General features: G+C 61.2%; 24 protein-coding genes. 12 read left to right on the top strand and 12 right to left on the bottom strand.

Translation table 11 applies throughout. From position 1 onward, the window contains the following. Positions 1-429: 429 nt before the first annotated feature. Complete coding sequence (locus AV059_RS16575) at positions 430-1,407, bottom strand: phosphoadenosine phosphosulfate reductase family protein (protein WP_005534748.1); 978 nt, start codon at positions 1,405-1,407, stop codon at positions 430-432. Between the two features lie 133 nt (positions 1,408-1,540). Here AV059_RS16575 and AV059_RS16570 point away from each other — a divergent pair, with 133 nt between their 5' ends. Further along, positions 1,541-2,158 carry a stage II sporulation protein M gene (locus AV059_RS16570; protein ID WP_058996200.1) on the top strand — a complete coding sequence of 206 codons (618 nt, stop codon included), beginning with the start codon at positions 1,541-1,543 and terminating at the stop codon, positions 2,156-2,158. 72 nt (positions 2,159-2,230) lie between these two features. Here AV059_RS16570 and AV059_RS16565 read toward each other — a convergent pair whose 3' ends face one another. Both AV059_RS16565 and AV059_RS16560 read right to left on the bottom strand, forming a co-directional pair. Further along, positions 2,231-2,833 carry a hypothetical protein gene (locus AV059_RS16565; RefSeq protein WP_058996198.1) on the bottom strand — a complete coding sequence of 201 codons (603 nt, stop codon included), beginning with the start codon at positions 2,831-2,833 and terminating at the stop codon, positions 2,231-2,233. 195 nt (positions 2,834-3,028) lie between these two features. After that, a complete protein-coding gene (locus AV059_RS16560) occupies positions 3,029-3,361 on the bottom strand; it encodes a 2Fe-2S iron-sulfur cluster-binding protein (RefSeq protein WP_058996196.1) in 333 nt (110 codons plus the stop codon). A 185-nt stretch (positions 3,362-3,546) separates the two neighbouring features. Here AV059_RS16560 and AV059_RS16555 point away from each other — a divergent pair, with 185 nt between their 5' ends. Both AV059_RS16555 and AV059_RS16550 read left to right on the top strand, forming a co-directional pair. Then, positions 3,547-4,965 (top strand): geranylgeranyl reductase family protein, encoded by a 1,419-nt coding sequence (locus AV059_RS16555; RefSeq protein WP_058996194.1) that lies wholly within the window; start codon positions 3,547-3,549, stop codon positions 4,963-4,965. A 241-nt stretch (positions 4,966-5,206) separates the two neighbouring features. After that, a complete protein-coding gene (locus AV059_RS16550; protein ID WP_079990793.1) occupies positions 5,207-5,671 on the top strand; it encodes a type IV pilin in 465 nt (154 codons plus the stop codon). Positions 5,672-5,676: 5 nt separating this feature from the next. Here the strand turns inward: AV059_RS16550 and AV059_RS16545 are convergent, their stop codons facing one another. Both AV059_RS16545 and AV059_RS16540 read right to left on the bottom strand, forming a co-directional pair. Next, positions 5,677-6,948, bottom strand: coding sequence for an amidohydrolase (locus AV059_RS16545; RefSeq protein ID WP_058996191.1), 1,272 nt, complete (start codon positions 6,946-6,948; stop codon positions 5,677-5,679). A gap of 63 nt (positions 6,949-7,011) precedes the next feature. After that, positions 7,012-7,344, bottom strand: coding sequence for an uS10/mL48 family ribosomal protein (locus AV059_RS16540; RefSeq protein WP_058996189.1), 333 nt, complete (start codon positions 7,342-7,344; stop codon positions 7,012-7,014). Positions 7,345-7,439: 95 nt separating this feature from the next. Between AV059_RS16540 and AV059_RS16535 the strand changes: the two genes are divergently transcribed. From AV059_RS16535 to AV059_RS16525, 3 genes are all read left to right on the top strand, one after another. After that, on the top strand, positions 7,440-7,871 hold the full coding sequence (locus tag AV059_RS16535; RefSeq protein ID WP_195156668.1) for a bis(5'-nucleosyl)-tetraphosphatase: 432 nt from the start codon (positions 7,440-7,442) through the stop codon (positions 7,869-7,871). 359 nt (positions 7,872-8,230) lie between these two features. Then, a complete protein-coding gene (locus AV059_RS16530; protein ID WP_228841826.1) occupies positions 8,231-8,896 on the top strand; it encodes a DUF4013 domain-containing protein in 666 nt (221 codons plus the stop codon). A gap of 40 nt (positions 8,897-8,936) precedes the next feature. Further along, positions 8,937-9,983 (top strand): DUF5787 family protein, encoded by a 1,047-nt coding sequence (locus tag AV059_RS16525; RefSeq protein ID WP_058996186.1) that lies wholly within the window; start codon positions 8,937-8,939, stop codon positions 9,981-9,983. A gap of 23 nt (positions 9,984-10,006) precedes the next feature. Here AV059_RS16525 and AV059_RS16520 read toward each other — a convergent pair whose 3' ends face one another. Genes AV059_RS16520 through AV059_RS16510 form a run of 3 tightly spaced genes read right to left on the bottom strand, consistent with a single transcriptional unit; the run spans position 10,007 to position 12,529 of the window. After that, a complete protein-coding gene (locus AV059_RS16520; RefSeq protein WP_058996184.1) occupies positions 10,007-10,486 on the bottom strand; it encodes a DUF5797 family protein in 480 nt (159 codons plus the stop codon). A 52-nt stretch (positions 10,487-10,538) separates the two neighbouring features. After that, complete coding sequence (locus AV059_RS16515; protein WP_058996182.1) at positions 10,539-11,774, bottom strand: ABC transporter permease; 1,236 nt, start codon at positions 11,772-11,774, stop codon at positions 10,539-10,541. After that, entirely contained in the window at positions 11,774-12,529 is a 756-nt protein-coding gene (locus AV059_RS16510; protein WP_195156667.1) for an ABC transporter ATP-binding protein, read from the bottom strand. The genes AV059_RS16515 and AV059_RS16510 overlap by 1 nt, the downstream gene beginning before the upstream one ends. A gap of 58 nt (positions 12,530-12,587) precedes the next feature. Here AV059_RS16510 and AV059_RS16505 point away from each other — a divergent pair, with 58 nt between their 5' ends. Further along, positions 12,588-13,607 carry a hypothetical protein gene (locus AV059_RS16505; RefSeq protein WP_058996180.1) on the top strand — a complete coding sequence of 340 codons (1,020 nt, stop codon included), beginning with the start codon at positions 12,588-12,590 and terminating at the stop codon, positions 13,605-13,607. A gap of 24 nt (positions 13,608-13,631) precedes the next feature. Here the strand turns inward: AV059_RS16505 and AV059_RS16500 are convergent, their stop codons facing one another. From AV059_RS16500 to AV059_RS16490, 3 genes are read right to left on the bottom strand one after another with little or no spacing between them, the layout of a single operon-like run. Next, a complete protein-coding gene (locus tag AV059_RS16500) occupies positions 13,632-14,096 on the bottom strand; it encodes a Mut7-C RNAse domain-containing protein (RefSeq protein WP_058996178.1) in 465 nt (154 codons plus the stop codon). Beyond that, complete coding sequence (gene polX / locus AV059_RS16495) at positions 14,089-15,825, bottom strand: DNA polymerase/3'-5' exonuclease PolX (protein ID WP_058996176.1); 1,737 nt, start codon at positions 15,823-15,825, stop codon at positions 14,089-14,091. The genes AV059_RS16500 and polX overlap by 8 nt, the downstream gene beginning before the upstream one ends. A gap of 1 nt (position 15,826) precedes the next feature. Beyond that, a complete protein-coding gene (locus tag AV059_RS16490) occupies positions 15,827-16,279 on the bottom strand; it encodes a DUF5788 family protein (RefSeq protein ID WP_058996174.1) in 453 nt (150 codons plus the stop codon). Between the two features lie 225 nt (positions 16,280-16,504). Between AV059_RS16490 and AV059_RS16485 the strand changes: the two genes are divergently transcribed. Beyond that, entirely contained in the window at positions 16,505-18,589 is a 2,085-nt protein-coding gene (locus tag AV059_RS16485; RefSeq protein WP_058996172.1) for a caspase family protein, read from the top strand. Between the two features lie 70 nt (positions 18,590-18,659). Here the strand turns inward: AV059_RS16485 and AV059_RS23025 are convergent, their stop codons facing one another. Beyond that, entirely contained in the window at positions 18,660-18,794 is a 135-nt protein-coding gene (locus AV059_RS23025) for a hypothetical protein (RefSeq protein WP_023843239.1), read from the bottom strand. A 411-nt stretch (positions 18,795-19,205) separates the two neighbouring features. Between AV059_RS23025 and AV059_RS16480 the strand changes: the two genes are divergently transcribed. From AV059_RS16480 to AV059_RS16465, 4 genes are all read left to right on the top strand, one after another. After that, the gene (locus tag AV059_RS16480) at positions 19,206-20,150 is read left to right on the top strand and encodes a response regulator (RefSeq protein ID WP_058996170.1); all 945 of its coding nucleotides are present in this window, start codon (positions 19,206-19,208) and stop codon (positions 20,148-20,150) included. A gap of 131 nt (positions 20,151-20,281) precedes the next feature. Continuing rightward, complete coding sequence (locus AV059_RS16475; protein WP_058996168.1) at positions 20,282-21,220, top strand: rhomboid family intramembrane serine protease; 939 nt, start codon at positions 20,282-20,284, stop codon at positions 21,218-21,220. Between the two features lie 2 nt (positions 21,221-21,222). Further along, positions 21,223-22,029 (top strand): endonuclease V, encoded by an 807-nt coding sequence (locus AV059_RS16470; protein WP_195156666.1) that lies wholly within the window; start codon positions 21,223-21,225, stop codon positions 22,027-22,029. Between the two features lie 55 nt (positions 22,030-22,084). Next, a complete protein-coding gene (locus tag AV059_RS16465) occupies positions 22,085-22,909 on the top strand; it encodes an SDR family oxidoreductase (RefSeq protein ID WP_058996165.1) in 825 nt (274 codons plus the stop codon). Positions 22,910-22,913 lie beyond the last annotated feature (4 nt).

Raw genomic sequence — 22,913 nt, 5'->3', positions numbered from 1 at the left:
TTCTCGACAATCGTCTATTATGCTTTTTCCGCCGGGTTATGGGATGTAGCGAGGCTTAGACTGCAATCTACCAGTTTGTGGGGCGGATAATTACATTGTTCAGAAAGGATGAACAAGGGTCTAAAACGGGTATTGGTCGCCCCCTGTAGCCGTTGCTCCGCATATAACGGCAGCCGTGTCCGCTCTATGCGCTCGACCACACCGGATCCGGGATTGCTGCCGGCGCAGCCTACATCGACTCCTGTCGAAGTGTTGGAGTGGCAATACTCCGGCCGTTAGCAGGCTCTGAGTTCTGGGGTCCGCTACTGGAGACCGCCCGTTTCGGTCGACAGGCGGATTCGGTTGTGTACTTATGTCTGGTGTGGCGAACGTCGCTACTGAGACAGCAAAAGAAATAACGGTACGGAATCGGCGTCGTTCCGTGGCCGTTTACATGTAGCCGAGGTCGCGCAGGCGCTCCATCAGGTCTTCCTTGTCTTGGGCGCGGCCAGCGCGCTCGGTCGTGTTCGCCATGTCCTGCAGCCAGGCGGGCTCTTCGGCGGACTTGTCAGTGCTGACCTCGCTCCCGAGCGAGCGGAACCCGGCGAAGTACTTCGGCGAGACCGGCACGTCTTCCTTCTCGATGCCCTCGGGCAGGTCGTCCTGACCCTGCGGGACGTAGCCGTCGTCCGGGTAGCCTTCGACCGTGTCCGGGACGACGAAGTTCCAGAAGGCTTCCCACACGTCGGCTTCCGCGAACTGGAGAATCGACTGGATGCGGTCGTGTGGCGGGTAGATGTCCGGGTCGTGACGCGGCGAGAAGAACGTCTCGTCGGCGCGGGACTCCTGCTCGTCCCAGCGGATGCCGGAGAGGATGCCATCGACATCGTGCTCCTCGATAGTGTCGTTGAGCGCCACCGTCTTCAGGAGGTGGTTGCCGACGTAGGTGTCAAGCAGGAACGGGAACGTGTCCTCCTCGTATTCGAGGATGTTCCGAATGTGGTGCTGGTTGTGCTCGGAGAGTTCATCGACAGGGATGTCATCACCCGGTTCGAGACCGTTCTCGTCAACGTAGTTGCCAACGTCTTCGTTGCGAGCCCAGATGACATCGAGGTCCCACTCGTCAGCCCAGTGCTCAACGAAGTCGATGAGTTCGTCGAAGTGCTGGTAGTGGTCGATGAAGACAACCGGCGGTACTTCGAGGTCGAAGCGCTCGGCGACTTCCTTGACGAAGTACAGCGTCAGCGTCGAGTCCTTGCCGCCGGTCCACATCACGACAGGGTTCTCGTACTCTTCGAGGCCGGTCTTCGTGACCTCGATAGCCTTCTCGATCTTGTGGTTGACAGTCGGGTACTCTTCGGGGTCTTCGCCCTCCCCGTCAGTGTAATCAACGTCCAGATAGTCCGGGAACTCTGCTGATTCGGACATAGTGTAATGAGATATAATTACGAATGCCAAGTACTTTTTGGATGATAGACAGGTGTGTGAGGCGGTGGCAAATAAAACTGCGGACGCCCGGTAGGTCACTCGGGTTTTTTGCTGCCGGTCCGAAAGGTGTGGTATGGACGACCGCCCAAGCCTCCCAGCCCGTCTCTTTCACCGCTGGCTGTTGCATTATGTCCCCGTGGCCGCGTTGCTACTGATAGCCAGTGTCCTGCTCGGCTACGGGCTCGGCAGTCAGGTCCCCGCCGAATGGCTTCAGAACCCCGGAACGACCGGCGAGAATCCCTTTATGCCGGCAGAGCTAACGACGCTCTCACTGACGATTAACAACCTCGGTGCGTTGCTCGTGATGGCACTCGGTGCTATTTCGCTTGGTTCGATGACGGTGCTCTCGCTCGTCTTGAACGGCCTGCTCATCGGGGTCGTCGTCGGCATCGCACTCAAGCAGGTCTCGCCCGTCGTCGTTGCCGCGCTCATCGTCCCACACGGCCTCATCGAGATCCCCGCACTGCTCATCGTCGCCGCCGTCGGACTGCGGTTCGGATGGCGCACGATACAGTACATCCGCGGCCGCACGGACGAACTGGTCACCGGACAGGATCTCCGGGAAGCCGGCTGGCTGCTTGCGACGGCCGCCGTGCTCATCGTGATTGCGGCCTACATCGAAGCGAACCTCACAATCGAAATTGCGTCACGGTTTACAGACACTGATCTCTCAGGCATCACACCAGCATAGCGGCGCGGACTGTCCGCTACCAGTGTTGAGCTACGGCTCGGCAAAATTGAATCCGTGACCGGACTACGCGCGTTACGAGATGAACTCGTTGTCGCGCCAGTTGACGCCCTCTTCTTCCTCGCCGTCGCGGGGTTCCTCTGCAACGTTGATCGCAGCAGGTCGTTCCTCCCCATCGACAATCCGAACAGCCGTTAGTTCCTCGTCAACCGCGGCAATCGCCGTCAGCGTGCCCTTTTCAGCGACTTTCGCGACCTCACACAGGACCTCGAACATCGCGTACTGGAGTGCGGTGTTCTGGAGCACAGTCTCGCGGTCACCCTTGAAACAGGCGTACTCGACGAGTTCGGACTCGATCTCTTCTTCTTCCTCTTCGAGTGCGCCCCACTGGGGGCCACCGCCGGAGCTTCCAGTACTCGCGGCCCCGGGTGGACCCATCTCGTCGGGGTCCTCCTCGTACACCCGGTTCTCCGTGACGCTAGCCTTGAGCTGGGCCGTCGGGGTGTACTTGCTCATGGAGTCGTCCTTGGCGACGGCGCTGACGATTAGCGTATTATTTCGACGGGTGATGTCGATGTCAGCGATTTCAGGTGGAAGGTCCGGATCCTCGAAGAAATCATAGGCGTCTTCCAGTGGCAGTTCAAGTGTCGAGTGAAGTCTGTATACGCGGCTGGTCATGGTTGGGGAAGCGTGTATCAGTCGTCGAAGGCCGTCCGCTGACGCTGTAGTCACTACACCATAGGGGCCACTTGCTTATATGACCTGTCCTTCATTCGCGGTTTGACCGCTCTATATCAGGCCACATCTAAGGCGTATGTTAAAGGTATTTACAGACCTTCTAGCAGGCCATATGTTAGCAGTATCCAGTGCCTACTAGTCGTCCGCAGGTGTGGGGTCGCCGTCCTCTGGACTGACATCCGCTTCAATACTGGGCGGGTACTTTCCCCGGTCGAGTTTCAGGTCCGACTGCGGGCGCGCCATGCAGGTCAGTGCGTAGTTCTCCCGTTCCCGGTCGGTCAGTCCACGGGCGGCAGGCTGGGTAACCGACCCCTCGACGATTTCGGCTGAACAGGCCAAGCACATCCCCACGCGGCAGGAGTACTCCTGTGCGATACCCTCCTCGATACACCGCGAGAGAATCGTCTCCTTCTCGGAGACGGTGATCTCCTCGCCCGTCCCCACAAATGTCACCGTATGCTCGGTCATGCTCGGCCATTTGATACCCCCCAGCAAAACTCTTTATCACCGCTGTCACGGAGCGAAACGGACTGCTGTCCGTCAATGCTGTACCAAGCACCCGCAGTCGGCCGTTCAGCGCGAGAGATAGTTCCAGCAGTCCGTCTGAAACCCGTAGCGGAATAATTTTCTCTCTCCGGGCAGGACGAGAGTGCATGACCACACACCAGGACGGCAACGCCGGCGGAGAGTCGGCGACGGCACGGACCGTTTCCGTGGACGTTGTCGTCGTCGGGGCCGGGACATCCGGCTGTTACGCCGCTGCGACCGTCGCGGATGCGGGCTACGACGTCGTCGTCGTGGAGCGCAAAGACGAGACCGAGGCAGGCCATATCGCCTGCGGGGACGCACTGAAAGGAGCCAGCGACTTCCCCGAGGCGATTCCCAAGTCCCAGCTCGAACCGGCGTTTACCAATACGGATGTCGACCACGGCCGGTTCGAGATACCGCAGGAGGACACTGTCCTCGAAATTCCCGTCCCAGGCGAACTCGCCGTCATCGACCGCTGGGAGTACGGTCGCTGTCTTATCGAGGGCGCAAACGACAGCGGTGTGGAGTTCCACTACGATACGGTGGTTCAGGACGTGTTACAGGACGATAGTGGCCGTGTGACTGGCGTGAAAGCCATGCGGAAAGGCGACCCTGTTACATACGAGGGAGACATGGTCATCGATGGGGCCGGCGCGCTGTCGATTCTGCAGGACAAGACCGACCTCGAAGCCGCGACCTTCGATACGAACGTCCAGTACTCGCAGTTTTGTTCGGCATACCGCGAGATAATCGAAGTTGATGAGCCGGTCGAATGGGACGACGCGCTCGTGTTCAAGCCAACCGAGCGCTCCGCCGGCTACCTCTGGTACTTCCCGCGCACGGACACGGAAATCAACGCCGGCCTCGGCTTCCAGATGAACGAGGAGCCGATGGAACTGGTCGACGACCTCAAACGCGATCTTCAGGGCCGAAGCGAGTTCGAGGGCGCGGAGGTACAGGACAAACTCGGCGCTGCACTGCCGACGCGCCGGCCATACGACTCCGCTGTTGCGCCCGGATTCATGGCTGTCGGCGACGCTGCCGGGCACGTTAACCCGACAACCGGTGGCGGAATCGCCGGGGCGGCCTACGCCGGGACCTATGCCGCTGAGCAGGCCATCGAGGCTATCGAATCCGGCCGGACGGACGACGAAGCCGCGCTCTGGGAATATAACGAGCGCGTGATGGACCACTTCGGCGCCCGGTACGCGGCGCTTGACGTGTACAACATCTTCACCACCGCCTACGACGTCGACGACCTGATGGCGCTGCTGGCTGCGCTGCCCGGCGAGAAGCTCGCCGAGGCGCTGTACGGCGGCTCGACCAGCATCGGGCTTGGGCTCAAACTCAAGATGGCCGTCAAGAGCATCGGCCACCTCGGGACTATCCGCGACCTCTACCAGACAAAAAAGGCCGCCGACCGGCTGCTGGAGCACTACGAGTCCTACCCCAGTGACCGCAGCGGCTTCGAGGCCTGGCAACGCAAGCGCGATTCGATTATGGACGATATCTACGAAGTCACTGGCGCAGAGCCGAAGTACTGATTCGGCAGTTCGTTGCGTTTTCGATTGGTTCTGATATATTTGCACGCCTTGTCAGTGGCAGAGCCATCGTTTTGGATAGCAATCTGGATAATGACTGATTAATTAGTGAACTATAGTTCTGAACAACAAGTTTTATTATTCAACAACATGACGTCAAAATGAAGTCACACTGGGGTCGGTCGACCGGGGGGTCACCGAGACGGAGACAGCGTGTCGGCCGTCGCCCGAGTGGGGGTCAATCATGCTAGCACGCAGATTCAAATCCGACGATAGTGCAGTCTCACCAGTTGTAGGTGTCATTCTAATGGTTGCAATAACAGTGCTGCTGGCAGCGACAGCAGCGACGTTCTTCCTCGATTTCGGTTCGGGGAGTCTCGGTCAAAACGCGCCACAGGCGGCGTTTACATTCGAGTACGAATCTGGAAGTCCCGATAGCCTGACAATCGAGCACCGGAGCGGTGACTCGATTCAGGCTGGGAATCTGTACATCACCGTTAGCGGGGCTAGCGGTGCTTCAGGCGTCAACGGTCAGCACGATTTCACAAGCATCGGTGGCGCGCCGGCGGCCGGTTCGAAAATCACGGCCGGGTCACGAGTGACCTTTTCGAGGAGTACGCTCGATCTCTCAGATGCGGCAGTCACGCTGAACTGGAAGTCGCCGGACAGCGGCAAATCTATTCAGCTTGCCAGCTGGGAAGCACCGTAGCGTATTCAGCCGTTCAGTTGGCTGATCGCTTCGGTGACGACATCGATGCCGATAGTCAGCGAGTCTTCATCGACATCGAACAGGGGCGTGTGGTGGCCGCCGGGGTGGTCAGTCCCGATACCGACGAACGTCGCCGTTCCGCCGTGGTTCTGGACGCGGTCCATCAGGTAGGTCGCGTCCTCGCTTCCGCCGAGGTCATCAGTCCGGAGACGGCTGGTGACGCCGGAAACTGAGTCCGCCGCGTCGTACACCACACCCGCGAGCGCATCGTCGCTCACCGCACTCGGCGCTTCTGCGGTTGTCTCGATATCGACCTCACAGTCGTGCATCTCGGCCGCGGACGACATAACGGCGTCCGCCCGCTCGCTCATGTACTCCTTGAGTGGCGTCGTTTCGCCGCGGACCTCGCCTTCCAGCGTCGCTTCTCCGGGGACAATATTCGTCGCTGTGCCGCCCTCGACAACGCCAGCGTTGACACGCGTCGCGCCGTCACCGTGCCGGCGAATCGCATGGAGGTTCTGTACGGCGGTCGCCAGGGCCTGTACAGCGTCCCGTCCCTGTGCTGGATGTCCTCCAGCGTGCGCTGTCTCACCGGTGAAGGTCGCTTTGAACTGCCGAACGGCGAGGAAGCCACCGATGCCGGCGACAATTTCCCCGGTCGGATGGTCGAGACCGATGTGTATCGCCAGCAAGTGGTCCACGTCGTCCAGATGACCGCTCTCGGCGACGGCCTTGCCGCCGCCGATGACCTCTTCGGCCGGCTGAAAGACGATTTTGAACGTTCCGCGGAAATCGCTCTCTTTCACTGCCTCCAACACGCCAAGGCCAATCGTCGCGTGGGCGTCGTGCCCGCAGGCGTGCATATACCCCTCGTTCGTTGAACGGAACTCCGCTGTCGCCGGGGCGTGTGCCACGCTGTCTGCCTCCGTTATCGGCAGCGCATCGATGTCGACTCTGAGCGCGACGGTCGGTCCCTCGCCCTGTTCGAGCACAGCGAGGGCACCGGTGAATCCCCCGTCGGCGGCCTCCAGCACGTCTTCGCGGGCACCAGCGTCACGGGCCTTCCGTTGCCAGTCTTCGAGTTCATCGGCGTCGGGGACTGCCATCCGTGCGTCGCCGTCCACGACATCCTGACCGAGATGCAACTGGTCGACCCCTATCCGTTCGAGTTCGTCGACGATGCAACTGGTGGTGTAGAACTCCCGCCACGCGGGTTCGGGATAGCTGTGCAGGTCGCGCCGGACAGACCTGAGCCGCTCCTGTTGAGACTCGTTCATGCCGGCGAAACGGGGCACAGTTACTTATAAGAAACCACAGGAGCAAACGACAGCTCCCCGACCCTACGATCCGCTGCCGACCTGCGTCCGCTGTTCCACGCCGGCCTCGACGTGGATGGCGTTCGGGAACGTTCGCTGGGTAACGTTCCGGGCGAACTCCTCGTACCCGACAATCTCTATCGTTCGGGTGTAGACGGTGTGGTTCCAGGACTCGAAGCGGCCACCGTCCGGTCCCAGCGTTTTCGACTGTGGAATCCGCAGTTCCTGTGGCTGCTTGGGATGCGGGCCCTTGAGTTCAACCCCCTTTTGCTCGGCGCTCTGTTTGATCTCTGTGACAGTGTCTTCGAGGCGGTGTCGGTCCCCACTGGTGAAGGTAAGCGTCGTGACGAAAGGCATCTGTGGACGAACACTCAGCCGCGAGTGACAAAAGGCCATCTGTTTCCGTTGTGTCTCCGATATTCTCTTAAGTAGCGGTGTCATAAAATCCGATAATGATAGAGGCCACGAGCGCGGGAGCCATCCTCTTTCGCGATACGCGTGGCCGGCGGGAGTACCTCCTGCTCAAGAGCCGACCCGGCGATTGGGAGTTCCCCAAGGGCGGCGTCGAGGGCGAGGAAGAACTCCAGCAGACCGCCATACGCGAAGTGAAAGAGGAGGCCGGAATCGGCGATTTCCGGCTTTTAGACGGGTTCCGCGAAGACTACGACTACGTGTTCGAGGCGAACGGCAACACCATCCACAAGACGGTCCACCTGTTCGTCGCGAAATCGTTCGAAGCGTCAGCCGAACTGTCCACAGAACACCGCGACCTGCAGTGGCGCGACTACGAGCAGGCCATCAACACGGTCACGCAGGACGGCCCCCGCGAGATACTCGAACAGGCACACGGGTTCCTCGACGAGCGCGACGAAGACGAGGAGTAGGGTAGCGCGGGCGGCACTCAACCGTACTCATGCGCACCGACGAGGCGCTCTGGTTAGCGGTAGCTCTGCCTTCGCTTGATGGCCGAGTCGGGCGAACTCTCCGAGGAACACAGCCTTTCCAAAGTGTCATATAAGATGACAGTTTAAGCTCACTTTCCGTGGTAGAATACTCGACCGAGCACCGTTATATGTAATCTAATCTTCGTTTTCCCCGATATCAGCCGTTGCTAAGTTAGTTTCTTCCGATAATATATTATATAAATAGTATTTGCCTCAATACTAACAGTATTTTTAAATAGGATAAGATTACAGTTTGCAAAGAGGCATCCAAAATGTTAGAAGACGGACTATCGTACCCAATGCAAGGCGACAGTTGGATAGCGCAGATGTTGATCGGCGGCGTACTGCTGGTGTTCTTTTTCCTGTTGATACCAGTGTTCGCGTTCAACGGCTATTTGCTTCGCGTGATCGGAACGACCGTTGAGGGTGAATCCGAGCCACCTGCATGGGACGACTGGGGCGAGCTCATCATCGACGGAATCAAGTTCAGTATCGTCGGTCTCGTGTACTCTATCGTACCCATAGTCGCCATCTTCGGTATCGGCAGCGTCCTCCTTGGACTGGGTGGCGCTGCTGGTAACTCCGGTGGCGGAATCCTCGCTGGCTTCGGATTCATGACAATTCTCCTTCTGATTCCGGTAATGTTCCTCGTGTACTACATTGTCCCGGCAGCGCTCGCCAATATGGCGGTTGAAGGCAGCCTCGGCGCTGCGTTCGACTTCTCGCTGCTGAAAAACGTCGTCCTCACGAGCGACTACTTCATCGCAGTCCTGATGCCGATTGTCGTCGGCATCATCACGAACATCATCAGCAACATTCTGGCGTTTACCGTCATCGGGCTCGTCCTCGTTCCGTTTGTTACCTACTACGGGCAGGTTGCCGTGTTCCGTATGTTCGGAACGGCGTTCGCAAGTCAGACGAACAAGACTGCACAGCAGGTAACAGGCCCGACCACGTCGGTCTAACCCTGCAGTTCTTACGCGGCCGACTACTTTTTCGAGGCACGTGACATTGAGTAGTGGAGCCAACCCGGACTCCGAGTTCGCCTTCGAGCTGTCTGTCTGCCAGTGGGCCGAGCGAGCGTGGTCGCCGTCCGACGACGCGGCCGTACTGGTTGCCAGACAGTTCGGGACGAAACACCGCCGCTGGGATACGATTGTACTGGAGTGCGATCGCGATGGACTCCGGGAGCGGGCGAAATTTGGGGCAGAGTCGTTCGACTCAGACCTCTTGCACGTCCTTCGGAACGCGCCGGCCGACTGGACCTACTATCGCGATGCGCTCCCTGACCCGGGCTACCCGTGGCGGTACGTCCGAGAGTCGATTCACGAGGCAGCTGACCGCGATGCCATCGAGACCCGCAAGCGCGGCAACCGGATCGAAATTCGTCGGGTACGTCCCTATCCGGACTGGCTCCGGCGGGTCGTCGCCATCGAGAACAAGCCCGATCTGACGGCCAGCGCCGCAAGGAACCTCATCCCACAACTGGAGCGGGACATCGCGCTGTCGCTGGCCGACGAGGTGTGGGTTGCGACGGCGGCGACCGACGAGCGCGTGGAACCGATCCTGCTGGCGGACCTGCCAGCAGCCGCCGGTGTGTTGACGGTCGACCCAGAATCCGGCACAGCTGAGACGGCCTGGCAACCGCGGTCGCTGTCAGTCGACGACCCTGGAACGCGAATTCTGGACCGACCAGACGATGACACCAGCGCCGCCCGGTTCGAGTACGTGGACACCGACTGGAAGCACGAGCGGCGTCTCGCCATCGCTGAGCGGGCGTATGCTCGCGGGTGGCGTGCGTACGCGAACACGATGCGCCCTGATTGCAGGCACTTCCAGCTCAGTACCGACGAGACTGGCGTGTATCCACACTGCGCCGCGAAGGGGCGTCTCCCGACAGCGGCGGAGTGTCGGGGGCAGTGTCCGTCCTACGAGCCGGAACCCCCGACGTGGCGGTCGATGGACTGGCCGCTCGACGGCGGGCCGGGCAAGGCAATAAAGCGGTTGTTAGCGCGGCGACGACGCCGCCAGCGGCCGGGGCTGTCAGAGTAGCTGACCGACACCGCGGTCCGCCCTCACTCCTCGGACAGCTCAATATCTAGCTCGTCGCGCGGAACGGCCAGCCTGAACGTCGGGACGGTCTTCTCGACTGTTTCCACGATACCCTTGTCTGCGAGGCTCCGGAGCGCAGAACGAACGTCGTCGGTATCCCGGTCCTCGCCGACCTCGCGGAGGGCGTGTAACACGGCGACGACGCTCTGGCTCTCCTCGTCCGGCCCGGCGATCACGTCGACGACAGCCTGCTGGAGTGAGGTGACTGTCACCGTCTGTATCCGTTCAGAGTCCTCCCCGTCGATGAGCGTCGTCGCCTCCGGTGTCGCACAAATGAGGCTGTTGTCGTTGCGGTAGTAGTACTCCTTGAGTTCGGCTTCGAGGTACTGGTGGACCTCGCTCCCGCTGTCCATGTCCCAGCGCTCCTGTAGCTCGCCGTTTTTCGTCGGCTGGAGTTCGACGATGTCGCCGAGCCGCTCGCGGGCCTCCTCCGAGAGGGTCATGGCGCGTCGGTACGACGACCACGTATTTCGGTGTTCTGAATCCGGGTAGGGCTCACTCGTGCCTGAGTGCGTCGATGGGGTCGACCCGCGCCGCTCGCCACGCCGGGTAGAGGCCGGCGACGACGCCGACCAGCACGCCGACGCCGACCGCCAGCGCCATCCACAGCGGTGCGAGCGAGAACGTCACTTCGGCGTACCGGGTCGCGCCGTAGCCGACGAGCAGTCCGAGCGGGACGCCGAGCAGCGAGCCAATCGTCCCAAGCAGTGCGGCCTCGACGAGGAACACCTGCATCACGTCACGGTTGCGCGCACCGACAGCTTTCATAATGCCGATTTCGCGGGTCCGCTCGGTGACGCTGACGAGCATCACGTTGGCGATGCCGATAGCGCCGACGACGAGCGCGATGACGGCGATGCCGGTGACGAAGCGCGTGATGCGCTCGATGACGTCGCTGATCTCCTCGACAAAGTCGTTTCCGGACCGGGCGACCAGCTCCGTGTCATCAGCCGAGAGTGACCGCGCGTCGGACTCACCGGAGAGGTACGTCTGAATCGCCGACTGCGTCTCCGGAATCTCTCGCGGGTCGACGACGAGGGTCACCTGCGGATACGCGCGCTGCCGCACGCCTGCCGACGGGCTCTCAACGACCGACTCATAGAAGGAGTCGATAGGAACGTACACCCGGGGCTGGCGGGCGAACTCGCTAACCGGGACTTCTCCGCGGGTCCCGTTGACGACGCCGACGACGGTAACGTTCCGCTCGCTCCCGTCCGGCATCGTCATCGTGAGGCGCTCACCGGTGGTGAGGTTCTCGGAGAACGAGCCGGCCATGCGTTCGTTGACAACGACGGCATCCTCCTCGGTTTCGAAAGAGCGCCCCTCGACGAGGACTCCCGGCGTGAAACTGGCCGGCCGCGTCGCTGTGACCTGCTGTCTAGCAAGCGTTTGATTCCCGTGCCGTACCGACTGCGTCTGGACGAGACCACGCGGGAGCACTGCCTCTACTCCCGCGATCCCCTCCAATTGCTGAATGTCGTGCTCGGTAAACACCGGCTGGAGGGTCCGGTCGAAGTCGTCATCGCCGGACGGGGTTCCGAACACGTAGATGTTGCCCGCGTTCGACGTCTCGATGTCGCCGACGATTTCGGCCTCGACACTGGCCCCGAACGTGGCGAACGTGATGACTGACGCGATGCCGATGACGACGCCGACGACCGTCAGCGCCGACCGGAGCTTGTGCGCCCTGATGGACCGGAGCGTGATGCGCACGCTCTCACTGGTGTCCATTAGTGCTCGCCTCCGGAGACATCCTCGACGGACTGGATGTGGCCGTCTTCGACGTGGACGATTCGCTCCGCCCGCTCGGCGACGTGCCGCTCGTGGGTCACCAGCAGGAACGTGTTGCCCGCCGCGTGGAGGTCATCGAACAGGTCGAGTATCTGTGCACCGGTGTCCGTGTCGACGTTGCCGGTGGGCTCGTCGGCGAGAATCAACGCCGGGTCGGTCGACAGCGCACGGGCGATGGCGACCCGCTGGCGCTGGCCGCCGCTGAGTTCCGAGGGGACGTGGTCGGTGCGGTCGCCGAGTCCAACCTCAGAGAGGAGCGACCTCGCCCGCTCGCGGCGACGGGCGCGGTCCCAGCCGTCGAAAACGAGCGGAAGGGCGACGTTCTCCACCGCGGACAGCCGCGGCATGAGGTTGAACGTCTGGAAGACAAAGCCGACCTCGGTCCCGCGGATGTCGGCCCGCTCGGCTTCGCTGGCCGCCGAAACGTCCTGTCCGTTGACCACGACCTGCCCCGACGACGGCGTGTCCAGCCCGCCGATGAGATTCAATAGCGTGCTCTTTCCGGAGCCGCTCGGCCCCATGACCGCCGTGTACGACCCCGCCGACAGGTCCAAACTCACGTCGTCCAGCGCCGTCACCGTCCCGCCGAGGTCGTACTGCTTGCTGACGCCATCGACGCGGACGGTCGTGTTCGCTGACTCGCTCACGGCCACGCGTACGGACTGGACGGCAATGAGGGGTTCGCCCTCTGTCATAGTAGTCCGCGCTGTGACAGGAGCAACCCACTTACCACTCCAGTCCTAAGCTCGGACAATGACAGCCGATACCGGACGGAGACTGGCTATCGTCGCTGTGTTTGTCACCATCGGACTGCTGGCTGTGGGGGCAGTCGCCGGCGTTTCCGGCTTCGAGCAGATGGGGCAGCCATCCGGCGACGACGTGCTCGACGAGACCGAGCAGCGCTACGACGCGGCCGAGACGATTACCGGGACCGCGACAGTGACCGTTACGAACGACTCGGCGTCGAAGACTGCGGCGGTGGAGTACGCCGCCGCTGAACCGAACAAAACGTGGGCCGCCGTCACGAGTGAGAACCGGTCCTACGAGATGGGGACGAACGGGACCGTCGTCTGGGCGGTCGGCGAGAACCAGTCGTATGCCCGCGAACTGACCGAGGAGTCCGTGGCGATGAATGACACCGCCGACCCGGTTCCCGAGGAGAACGTCACTGCGACGCTCCGGGGGACTGAGGAGGTCAACGGCGAATCGACGTACGTTCTCGACCTCGAACCGACCAACGAGAGCATCGACGCGCCGAATACGACGCTGTGGGTCAATACTGAGGACTACCGCGTCCACAAGATGACCACTGACGACGGGACGAACCGGACGGAACTCACCGTCGAGGAGACGAACTTCAACGTCAGCATCGACGACAGCCAGTTCGCCCCGCCAGCCGACCGGGTGGCCGTTACAACCGTCGAAACGTACGACACCTACGACGCAGCACAGTCCGCGACGGACCTGGACCTGCCAGAGTACGAGAACGGGACCTTCGAAGAAGCCCGGTACATCAGCCGGCCCGAGAGTACGGCCGTCGCTCAGCAGTACGACGCTGATGGCGAGAACGTGACGGTTCTGACCGCGACCGGCGCATCGAGCTATCTGGACGATGCGGAGAACGGGACAGCGGTGCAAGTGAACGGCCAGAACGCGACCGCAATCGAACGTGACGACAGGGCTGTGGTCTACTGGACCGAGGATGATGTCACGACCGGCGTGGTTGTCGAGGGGACGACCGACGAGGCCGTCGCTGTCGCTGAAGAACTGTAGCGACGCCCGCTAACTGTCTGTCTTCTATAGGTCTTCCAGCGTCGCTTTGACTGACGCCCAATGGCTCCCTTTCCAGAAGTGCTGCCCACAGTCCGTACAGCGCCAGACCCGCTCGTCACCTGCACTCGGTGCGTACTCCGGCGTCGGTTCTACCGGGTCGACCGCCTCGACCGGCCCGTTGCAGACGCCACAGTAGCCCGGCTCGGGAGCCAGCGAGAGGCGGAAGCCGGCGTCGGCGAGTTCTCGCAACTGGTCCGCAATCTCTCGCTCACTGAGGAGCACGCTCTCGGATGCGCGGGCGGCGAGGTCGCTGTCCCGAGTAATCACCAGTCGGTCCTCATGTTCCGCTATAGCGAGGAGGTCGTCATCAGCCTCGGCGTCCCGGTCCAGCGCGTAGGCCGTGTCGTAGCCACACATCCGCAGATAGGTGGCGAGTTTGCCGAGCATCGCATCGAGCGCGAGCCGGTCGCTGGGTGTGTTCTCAGGCATCGAGGAACTCTTGGAGGCCCTCGGCGTCGCGGGTGTTCAGTACGTTGTCCGTCTCGGCCCACCCTCGACGCGCCGTGTGGACGCCGTAGCGCAGGAGTTCGAAGTTACCCGGGCTATGTGCGTCCGTGTTGATGGCGATTGTCGCCCCGGCCTCGATGGACTGCTTGACCGCGCCGCCACCGAGGTCTAGCCGGGCGGGGTTGGCGTTTATTTCCAGCGCCGTGTCGTTGTCGGCAGCGACAGATGCGAGCTGCTCCACATCCACGTCCAGCCCTTCTCGACGGTTCAGATAGCGCCCCGTCGGGTGGCCGATGACGTTTACCTCGGGGTGCTGTGCGGCCGCGACAAGGCGGTCTGTGCCGTCCCCGTCCAGCGCGGCGTGTGGCGAGGCGACCACGATATCCAGCTCTGCCAGCAGGTCGTCGGCGACCGAGATGCTGCCGTCCGCTGCGATGTTCGCTTCAACGCCGGTGAATACGTCGATGTCGGCGTCTGCGGCGACCGATTCGACTTCGCTGATCTGCTCGCGGAGCCTCTCGTCCGGGACGCCGACGCCGCCGACCATCCCCGGCCCCGTCGCGTGGTCCGTGACGGCGAGGTAGTCGTGGCCGAAGTCGGCGGCACCCTCAACCATCTCCGTGATACTGTTGCTGCCGTCCGACCAGTTCGTGTGGGTATGGAGGTCACCACGGACCTCGCCTTCGGCGAGGAGGTCAGGCAGCGACCCGTCCGCGGCAGCCTCGACTTCGCCGCGGTTTTCGCGGAGTTCCGGCGGGACCCAGTCCATGCCTAGGGCGTCGTACACCGCTTCCTCGGTTTCGCTGGCCACCAGTTCGCCAGCCCGCTGGTCATCGTCTTCGACGCCCTCGACATCGAAAACACCGTACTCGTTGACTTTCAGGTCCTGCTCGATCGCGCGGTTGCGGACCGCCACGTTGTGGTCCTTGCTCCCGGTGAAATACTGCAGCGCCGCACCGAACTCCGATGGGTCGACGATTCGAAGGTCGACCCGCACGTCGTCCGCGTAGGCGCTCGCTTTCGTCTCGCCGGACTCGATAACCCGGTCGAGCCCGTCCCAGTCAGTGAACCACTCGACGACGGCCTCGGGGTCGGTACTCCCGACGAGCACGTCCACGTCGCCGATAGTCGGCCGCCAGCGGCGAATCGAGCCGCCGAGCGCGCACTCGGTCACGGCGTCACCGGCGGCCATGTAACTCCGAATCCGGTCACCGTACGGCCGGGCCTCGCCGAGCAGCGACCGCTCGTGGGCCTCACGAGCGAAGTCGATGTTGTCGAGGATGTTCTGCTCCGTCTTTGCACCGAAGCCCGACACCGCCTGTATCTCGCCGGCCTCGGCGGCGGCTTCCAGTTCATCAAGGGTGGTGATGCCCAGCGCCTCGTGCAGCGAGCCAACGGATTTCGGCCCCACGCCCTCGACCGCTGTGAGTGCGTCCATCTCGACGGGAAGCTCCTCGCGGAGTTCGGTTAGCTCCTCGATTTCGCCGGTCTCGACGTATTCGACCACCTTCGAAGAAATGGCGTCGCCGACGGCGTCTATTTCACCGACGCTATCCTCGCCCTCGGCGGCCAGCCCCTCGATTGCGCCGGGGAAGTCCCTGATGTTCTCGGCCGCCCGGCGGTAGGCCCGGGGCTTGTACTCGACGCCTTTAGCGTCCAACAGGTCGGCGAACTCTTCGAGCAGTGTTGCGATTTCGTCGTTCCGGCTCATATTAGTAGCTCCGTCCGGCACGACCCGTGCCGGAGTCCGCGTCCTCGTGTCCAAGCGCTTTCTGCAGGAACTTCATCCAGCGTTTCCTGTCAGCCGTCTCCTGTGCCTGCGCTTCCTGCTCGATGTTGGCCGCACCGAGCTGTTCGAGGGCGTTGAGCGCCCGGTCGATGCCGATAATGGCCGTGGCAAGTTCCTCGCCGCGCTCGTAGCTCACTTCGTTGTCCTCAATCCGTTGTTTGCGCTGGAGACGCTCGCGCCGCAGGTTCTTTTTCGCTTGCTCGACGCGCTCGCGCTCGCCCCGCGGAATTGTCTCCCGACGCTTGATTTCGAAGACGAACGACTGGAGTTCGATCCCCTCGCCCTGCACGGTGATTTCATCGGGAATGTTTGCACCGACGGTCGCGCTGTCGCGTTCGATGCGCTCCAGCAACTGTTTGCGCTCGAACTCTTTCACTACCAGATGTTAGACCGGGTTGCCCTTACCCGCTTCGCCCATCGGTCACCGAGGTTTGCACGGCGGTGCCTGTGTCGCGCCACCTACGTGTACCCGTTCAACGCCCTGCTTCAGGCGACCCTCGTGAGCGGCCCCGACTGATTGAGAACGAAGTCGGCGATATCTTTTTGATGGTTTCTGCCGTTCTCATTGTACGAGAGTAATACTGTCCCCCTCGCTTATTACATGACTCTAACGTTCGAACCGCTTGACGACTGCCCTGGACTTGCGGTTATTGATCAGATCGAGCGCCAGCGCTACCGGATACACACGCCGACCCCAATCGCCCTCAGAGAGGCGGAGACCGACGTGTTTCAGTATCCCGTCGGGGACGCTGTCCGGATACGGACGCGCGCTATCGAACTACCGACGGTGGTCATGGTGTACGTCCGTGACGACGACGGAGCGATAGCCGCCGAGGTTGCCCAGTTCGAGTCGGAGACGCTGCCGGCGGATGACTACGTGCTAGACCCGCTGACGCAGATCAAGACGTATATGCGGGTCGAGGACACCGCGGTAGAGGTCACCGTCGACTCAGACCGGACTCGAATCGAGTTCGACAGTCCGACCGATCTGCTCATCGGCGCTCGCTCACAGCACGACCGCCCGGCGGCCACGGTCACGACGACTGAGCAACCGGCGGACGTAATGGCCGCGGTCGAAACCTTTGGGTCGGCGCTCAAGGCCCACGATCCGGAGCGCTCCTATCCGACACTTCGCGGCCACCCGCCAGCACTTGAGATCGGTGATACGCTGGACATCCCGGGGGAGATCGACAGTCCGGATACCGGTGTCACGCTCGAACTCCCGCCCGATCTCGCGTCTATCTTCGTCGCCGCGCCGCTTTCGTACTACCTCGGAGCCTCACTTGCTCCCGCATCTGAGCCACGACTCGTAACCGACAGCGGATTCACGTACTCACTCGACACCGCACGAGGCTTCGAATCCGAGGTCGGGCGGACGCTCAAACGGCTGTTCTTCCTCGATTGTGTCACACGCACTGAGGGGTTCCACCAGATCGACTTGCACGAGCGAGCAGCTATCGAGCCCTACGTCGACCTCGACTTCCAGTCGCTGTACCAGCAACCGCTAGCGGAGCAGGTCGCCACCTATCTGCAGGTCCCGTACGACGTTATTGAGGACCACATCCCGAAGTGGCGGCTGACAACGCACATCGACCCGGTGCCGGCGAACGCGGAACAGCTCCCGTACGTCGTCGATGACCTCGCTATCGTCCGAACGCACCAGCAACAGCGGCTGAACCAGGCGAGCGTTCCGGCGGAGGCCGAGGCCGAGTTCACCCGCGACGATGTCATCACTCGTGCCGCGAGCTCCGACGCTGGCACCGCCACAGCCGAGACGGACTACGTCGAGCCACAGGCCCACGACTCACTCGAACAGGCCTGGATCGGGGACAGCATCCCCATCGGTGCGAGCAAGCTGACCAAAGCGGCGTTTGAACACCGACTCGACCGCGATACGAACGCCGAGGATATTACGTTTCGCGTCGTCCAGAACGACGCTCGGATGGACGAGGAACGACAGCTCGTCGACGAAGTGTACGGCACCCGCGACGACCTGCCGTTTGATGTCACGGTCCACGACAACCTGACGACGGCAGAACTCAGAACGGTCCTCACGACCGACGCGGAGTTCTTCCACTATATCGGCCACACCGAACACGACGGCTTCGTCTGCTCCGACGGCAAACTTGACGTGACGACGGTCGATTCAATCGGCATCGACACGTTCCTGTTGAACGCCTGTAACTCGTACAATCAGGGCCTCGCCCTCGTCGAAAAGGGTGCCATCGCCGGCATCGTCACGCTCAACGAAGTCCTGAACGACGGCGCGGTTCGCATCGGCGAGGCAGTTGCCCGACTGTTGAACTGTGGGTTCCCACTCCGGGCGGCGCTTAGTATCGCACGCGGTGAGAGCATTCTCGGTGGGCAGTACATTGTTGTCGGTGACGGCGGTGTTACTGTGACGCAGTCAGAGGGAGGAACGCCAAATATGCTGGAAATAAGCCCTCGTGAGGCGCAGTTCGAGCTATACATCAACATGTATCCCACTGATGTCGACGGATTAGGGACAATTACTATGCCTCTAATAGAAAACCATTCTTATCATCACCTGTCATCCGGCAAGATTGGTCCACTTATACTCAATAAGACAGAAATGGAGGATTTCCTTCTTAAACAGGAAGTCCCTGTGCAGGTTGAGGACGAACTGCATTGGAGCAGGTCTATTGATTTAACAGAGGTCACCTGAGAAAAGAGTACTATAACTCTCAGTCGAAACTCTGTTGGCTAAACTGAATCGTCTTTTATTCCCTCTGAAATTAGGGACCGATGTACGAACTGTTGTTAGCTGCTGCTGCAGTCCCTGCCTGTGACAGTAGCATCAGGAGGGTGAAGAGTGCGCCGGCCATTTTTGGGTGCTCTGCGAGGTATTCGCGCATTGTGGTATCTGACATGATACAATTTGGATGATGGCAGGGAGATAATTAAATTTATTTGAAAAGTACCTACATATTATATATTGTATTAAGCATAGAATTAAAAGATAAATCTAGAAATCAACTTATGCAAGGCTTAAATCGCGTGTCTAGTGGAAAAATTACACGCGCGGCTCGTATGTACGGATGAGAAAACGCCAGCGATACCCCCCCCCCATCAGTAACGTTTAGTAGGCAGGTATGTAACTGATAATCAGGGTTGTGTATTAATGTATGAGTGGGAATTAACTGATAACCATCCGAAATATAGACGTCCCACTGGCTCGCTTCGGTTGTCGGACGTAGGGTGGTCGATGTATACAACGGTCGCTACTTTCTTGATGCAATTGATGATCACTGGTGGCTTTGTCGGCAGCACCGGGGGGAAAGATGGCTTCTGAGGAACAGTGGCGACTCGGAGACAAGACAGTGGAACTCTCCAGCGCAGCCATCAGCGGTAGTCGACGCGCGGCAACGCGACATACACCACTTCTCCGAACTGAATCAGTTGACCGACGCGATGAAATGCGGACAGAGGTCCCGATTCCGCTGGCAAAGGTCGAGCAGTCCCAGCAGTGTACCGTGTTGCACGTCGACGACGATCCACAGGTTGGTGAGCTAGTCGAAGTGTACCTCGAACGCATCAACGACGACTTCAATGTCGTGACCAAGACCAGCGCCGTCGCCGCGCTTGATTTCCTCCGGACCGAGCAGGTCGACTGTGTCGTCAGCGACTACGATATGCCGAACACTGATGGGCTGGAGTTTCTGGAACTCGTCCGCGAGCAGTATCAGGATATCCCATTTATTCTGTTCACTGGCAAGGGCAGCGAGGAAATTGCGAGCGAGGCAATCGCGTCGGGCGTTACCGACTATATGCAGAAGGGAGGCCGGTCAGACACATACGATGTTCTCGCCAACCGAATCGAGAATGCCGTTGAGCAACATCGTACCGAGCAGCGGTTCTGGAACGCCCTTTCGTGGTACCAACGGCTCGTCGAACAGGAGCTCGCGGGCGTCTGTATCATTCAGGACGGGGCGTTTGTCTACGTGAACCAGAAGCTGGCCAACATTTTCGGCTATGACCAGAGTGATCTCATCGACGAATCCCCGGCTCTCCTCACGGCAAAGGGCGACGGCGACCGACTTCCCGAGTCACTCCGAGCAGCGGACTCAGACGAGCTCGAAACGTTCCATTCGGAGTTTGAGGGCCGACAGGCCGACGGGGAAACGCGTACCATCGAGGTGTCCGGCGGGTCCATTGAGTACGATGGCGAACCGGCGTGGATCGGTGTGCTCCGAGACGCTGAAAGCAACCCCGACGCTGGCGAGTGAGTCGCCGTTTGGCTGCTGTGTGCCGCCTTTTGATACTACTAGCTCAGACATCGCAGTATCATAGCGGTCTGCCAGTGGCTGGCCCACTGTAAGCACAATCCCTTTCCACCGCCCACACGTATCGTAGTACAATGTCGGAGTGCGATGCCTGTGGAAAGCAGGAGAACATGCCGTACCAGTGTGGGCACTGTGGGGGAACCTACTGTGCGGAACACCGGCTTCCCGAGGCCCACGATTGCCCCGGACTGGACAACTGGAGCGATCCGGGCGGCGTGTTCGACAGCGGGTTCGACGAGAGTGTAGATACTGGCCAGACCTCCGGGAGCGGCGGTGTCGCCGACCGGTTCGGTATCGACACCGGGCCCGGCGGGCCGCTGGCGTACTTCCGGGGGAACGTCACGTACCTGTTCCTGGCGATTATGGGTATCGTCTTTATCTCACAACACGTCGTAACGCTCGCGTTTGGCGAGCAGGTCCACCAAGCGCTGTTCGTCCTCCACCCAAACAACCCTGAGTACGTCTGGACCTGGTTTACATCAATATTCTCTCATGCACGAGGGGGTCTGTTCCATATCTTCGGGAACGGGATTATCATCTACTTCTTCGGCCGGATCGTCGAGCAGCAGATCGGGTCGAAGAAGTTCGCGATCTTCTTCCTCGTATCCGGTGCGCTGGCGGGCCTCGGTCAGGTTGGTCTCCAGATGTTCCTGAGCGGCCCCGCTTACGGCGTCGTCGGGGCCAGCGGGGCTGCACTGGCTATCATGGCATTCCTGACCGTGTTGAAGCCGGATCTGCGCGTCTACCTGTACTTCCTGATCCCGGTACCAATCTGGGCCATCACTGGCTTCTACTTCCTTCTGAGCATCGCTGGGACGTTTAGCATTGGAGGCGCAGGACTGCTCGGCGGCAATATCGCCCACCTCGCTCACCTCATCGGCCTCGTCATCGGGCTCTGGTACGGCCAGAGAATCAAGGGGCAGACCCGGATGCCTGGCCAGATACAGTTCGGCGGTGGCGGCGGCCCAGGCGGACCCGGTGGACCGGGCGGTCCCGGCCGGCGTCGTCCGTGACGATGAATCCGGTTCGCCCCGAGTTCGTTCCTGACCCGTCGCTCTCGCAGGCTGAGATGGAGGAGTTGCAACGCGACATCGCCGAGGTTGCGCGGTTCGAGGACGAGATGGACGTTTTGCCCGAGACAATCGCGCCCGCCAGAGACGCGCCGGACAGCGACCAGACCACGCTGGGTGCTGGCGACGATACGACGGACCCGCCCCTCATCGCTGGCGTCGATCAGGCGTTCGTTGACGACAAGGCTGTCTCGGCTGTTGTCGTGCTACAGAACGGCGAGGTCATTGAGCGAGTCAGCGCCGTCGAACGCACCGAGATCCCGTACATTCCCGGCCTGCTGTCGTTCCGCGAAGGCGGCGCAATTCTGGCCGCGTTTGCGGAGCTAAAGACCGACCCCGACGTGGTCCTTGTCGACGGGAGTGGCCGCATCCACTTCCGGGAAGCCGGGCTGGCAACACACATCGGCGTCACGCTGGACGTACCGGCCGTCGGTGTTGCCAAGAACCTCCTCTGTGGCACACCAGAGCAGTCCCTCGACGAGACGTATCCGGAAGGAACGCGGATTCCGATTATAGCCGACGATAGCGTCGAGACCTGCCCTGACGGGACAATAATTGGCCACGCACTCCAGACACGACAGTACGACTCCCCCAACCGGTACATCAACCCACTTATTGTCAGCCCTGGCCATCGCGTCAGCGCACGCACGGCGGCGGATATCGTCGACGCCACTGCCGACGGCTACAAACTCCCCGAGCCGACCCGGCTGGCCGACAGCTACGCCGACGAGGCGAAGGCAACCGTCGAGTAGCTCGTTCGGATAACCGACAGTATAACTTCCCGGGGTGTGTTCTCCCGGCCAACACATGGCGAAGACGGTGCTGATTACGGGTGCGTCCTCGGGTATCGGACGGGCGAGTGCCGAGGCGTTCCTGGCCGACGACTGGACTGTCTGGGCGACCGCCCGCGAGGAATCGGATATCGAAGACCTCGAAGATACAGGCTGTAAAACCGCCGAGCTTGACGTGACGAACCCGCGGGAGTGCGAGCGGGTCGTCGAGGCGCTTATTGAGTCCGAAGGGCGACTCGACTGCCTGATAAACAACGCCGGCTACGCACAGTTTGGTGCGGTCGAGGACGTATCGACGGCGGCGCTACACGAGCAGTTCGACGTGAACCTCTACGGCCCGCACCGACTCATCCGCGAGGCGCTCCCACACATGCGTGCCCGGGAGAACGGGACCATCGTCAACGTCTCCAGCGTCGCGGGTCGTATCGCGTTCCCAAACCAGGGCGGCTACGCCGCGTCGAAGTTCGCCCTGGAGGGACTTAGCGACGCGCTCCGGATGGAGGTCGAGGAGTTCGACATCGATGTCGTGCTCGTCGAACCCGGACCGGTGGAGACTAATTTCGACGACCGCGCCGACCAAGAACTCGACGACCTCGATACGTCCGGCGCGTACGACTGGCTGTATCAGGCCCACGAAGATTCGAACCTCGTCGGCATTCAGGACGCGCTCTCTGTCACGCCTGGGACGGTTGCGCTGACCATCCGTGACGCTGCCAACGCCAGCGACCCCGAACCGCGGTATCCGGTCGGACAGGGCGCACAGCTACTGCTTATGCTCGACTACTTGCCGGCGCGGTGGCGCGACGCAGCGTTCGGTGTCATCCGGAAGCTGACGAGCTAATCAC

The sequence above is a fragment of the Haloarcula sp. CBA1127 genome (assembly GCF_001485575.1).
Taxonomy (GTDB): domain Archaea; phylum Halobacteriota; class Halobacteria; order Halobacteriales; family Haloarculaceae; genus Haloarcula.
The sequence above is the reverse complement of the archived record's forward strand: the minus strand, read 5'-3'. Positions and strand labels throughout refer to the sequence as shown.

Coding starts and splice junctions, on each gene's coding strand:
- AV059_RS16535 (WP_195156668.1), top strand. CDS start 7,440: ATGATAGAGGCCACGAGCGCGGGAGCCATCCTCTTTCGCGATACGCGT.
- AV059_RS16480 (WP_058996170.1), top strand. CDS start 19,206: ATGGCTTCTGAGGAACAGTGGCGACTCGGAGACAAGACAGTGGAACTC.
- AV059_RS16555 (WP_058996194.1), top strand. CDS start 3,547: ATGACCACACACCAGGACGGCAACGCCGGCGGAGAGTCGGCGACGGCA.
- AV059_RS16530 (WP_228841826.1), top strand. CDS start 8,231: ATGCAAGGCGACAGTTGGATAGCGCAGATGTTGATCGGCGGCGTACTG.
- AV059_RS16500 (WP_058996178.1), bottom strand. CDS start 14,096: ATGCCTGAGAACACACCCAGCGACCGGCTCGCGCTCGATGCGATGCTC.
- AV059_RS23025 (WP_023843239.1), bottom strand. CDS start 18,794: ATGTCAGATACCACAATGCGCGAATACCTCGCAGAGCACCCAAAAATG.
- AV059_RS16465 (WP_058996165.1), top strand. CDS start 22,085: ATGGCGAAGACGGTGCTGATTACGGGTGCGTCCTCGGGTATCGGACGG.
- AV059_RS16560 (WP_058996196.1), bottom strand. CDS start 3,361: ATGACCGAGCATACGGTGACATTTGTGGGGACGGGCGAGGAGATCACC.
- AV059_RS16510 (WP_195156667.1), bottom strand. CDS start 12,529: ATGACAGAGGGCGAACCCCTCATTGCCGTCCAGTCCGTACGCGTGGCC.
- AV059_RS16475 (WP_058996168.1), top strand. CDS start 20,282: ATGTCGGAGTGCGATGCCTGTGGAAAGCAGGAGAACATGCCGTACCAG.
- AV059_RS16550 (WP_079990793.1), top strand. CDS start 5,207: ATGCTAGCACGCAGATTCAAATCCGACGATAGTGCAGTCTCACCAGTT.
- AV059_RS16575 (WP_005534748.1), bottom strand. CDS start 1,407: ATGTCCGAATCAGCAGAGTTCCCGGACTATCTGGACGTTGATTACACT.
- AV059_RS16470 (WP_195156666.1), top strand. CDS start 21,223: ATGAATCCGGTTCGCCCCGAGTTCGTTCCTGACCCGTCGCTCTCGCAG.
- AV059_RS16540 (WP_058996189.1), bottom strand. CDS start 7,344: ATGCCTTTCGTCACGACGCTTACCTTCACCAGTGGGGACCGACACCGC.
- AV059_RS16515 (WP_058996182.1), bottom strand. CDS start 11,774: ATGGACACCAGTGAGAGCGTGCGCATCACGCTCCGGTCCATCAGGGCG.
- polX (WP_058996176.1), bottom strand. CDS start 15,825: ATGAGCCGGAACGACGAAATCGCAACACTGCTCGAAGAGTTCGCCGAC.
- AV059_RS16505 (WP_058996180.1), top strand. CDS start 12,588: ATGACAGCCGATACCGGACGGAGACTGGCTATCGTCGCTGTGTTTGTC.
- AV059_RS16545 (WP_058996191.1), bottom strand. CDS start 6,948: ATGAACGAGTCTCAACAGGAGCGGCTCAGGTCTGTCCGGCGCGACCTG.
- AV059_RS16570 (WP_058996200.1), top strand. CDS start 1,541: ATGGACGACCGCCCAAGCCTCCCAGCCCGTCTCTTTCACCGCTGGCTG.
- AV059_RS16520 (WP_058996184.1), bottom strand. CDS start 10,486: ATGACCCTCTCGGAGGAGGCCCGCGAGCGGCTCGGCGACATCGTCGAA.
- AV059_RS16485 (WP_058996172.1), top strand. CDS start 16,505: ATGACTCTAACGTTCGAACCGCTTGACGACTGCCCTGGACTTGCGGTT.
- AV059_RS16565 (WP_058996198.1), bottom strand. CDS start 2,833: ATGACCAGCCGCGTATACAGACTTCACTCGACACTTGAACTGCCACTG.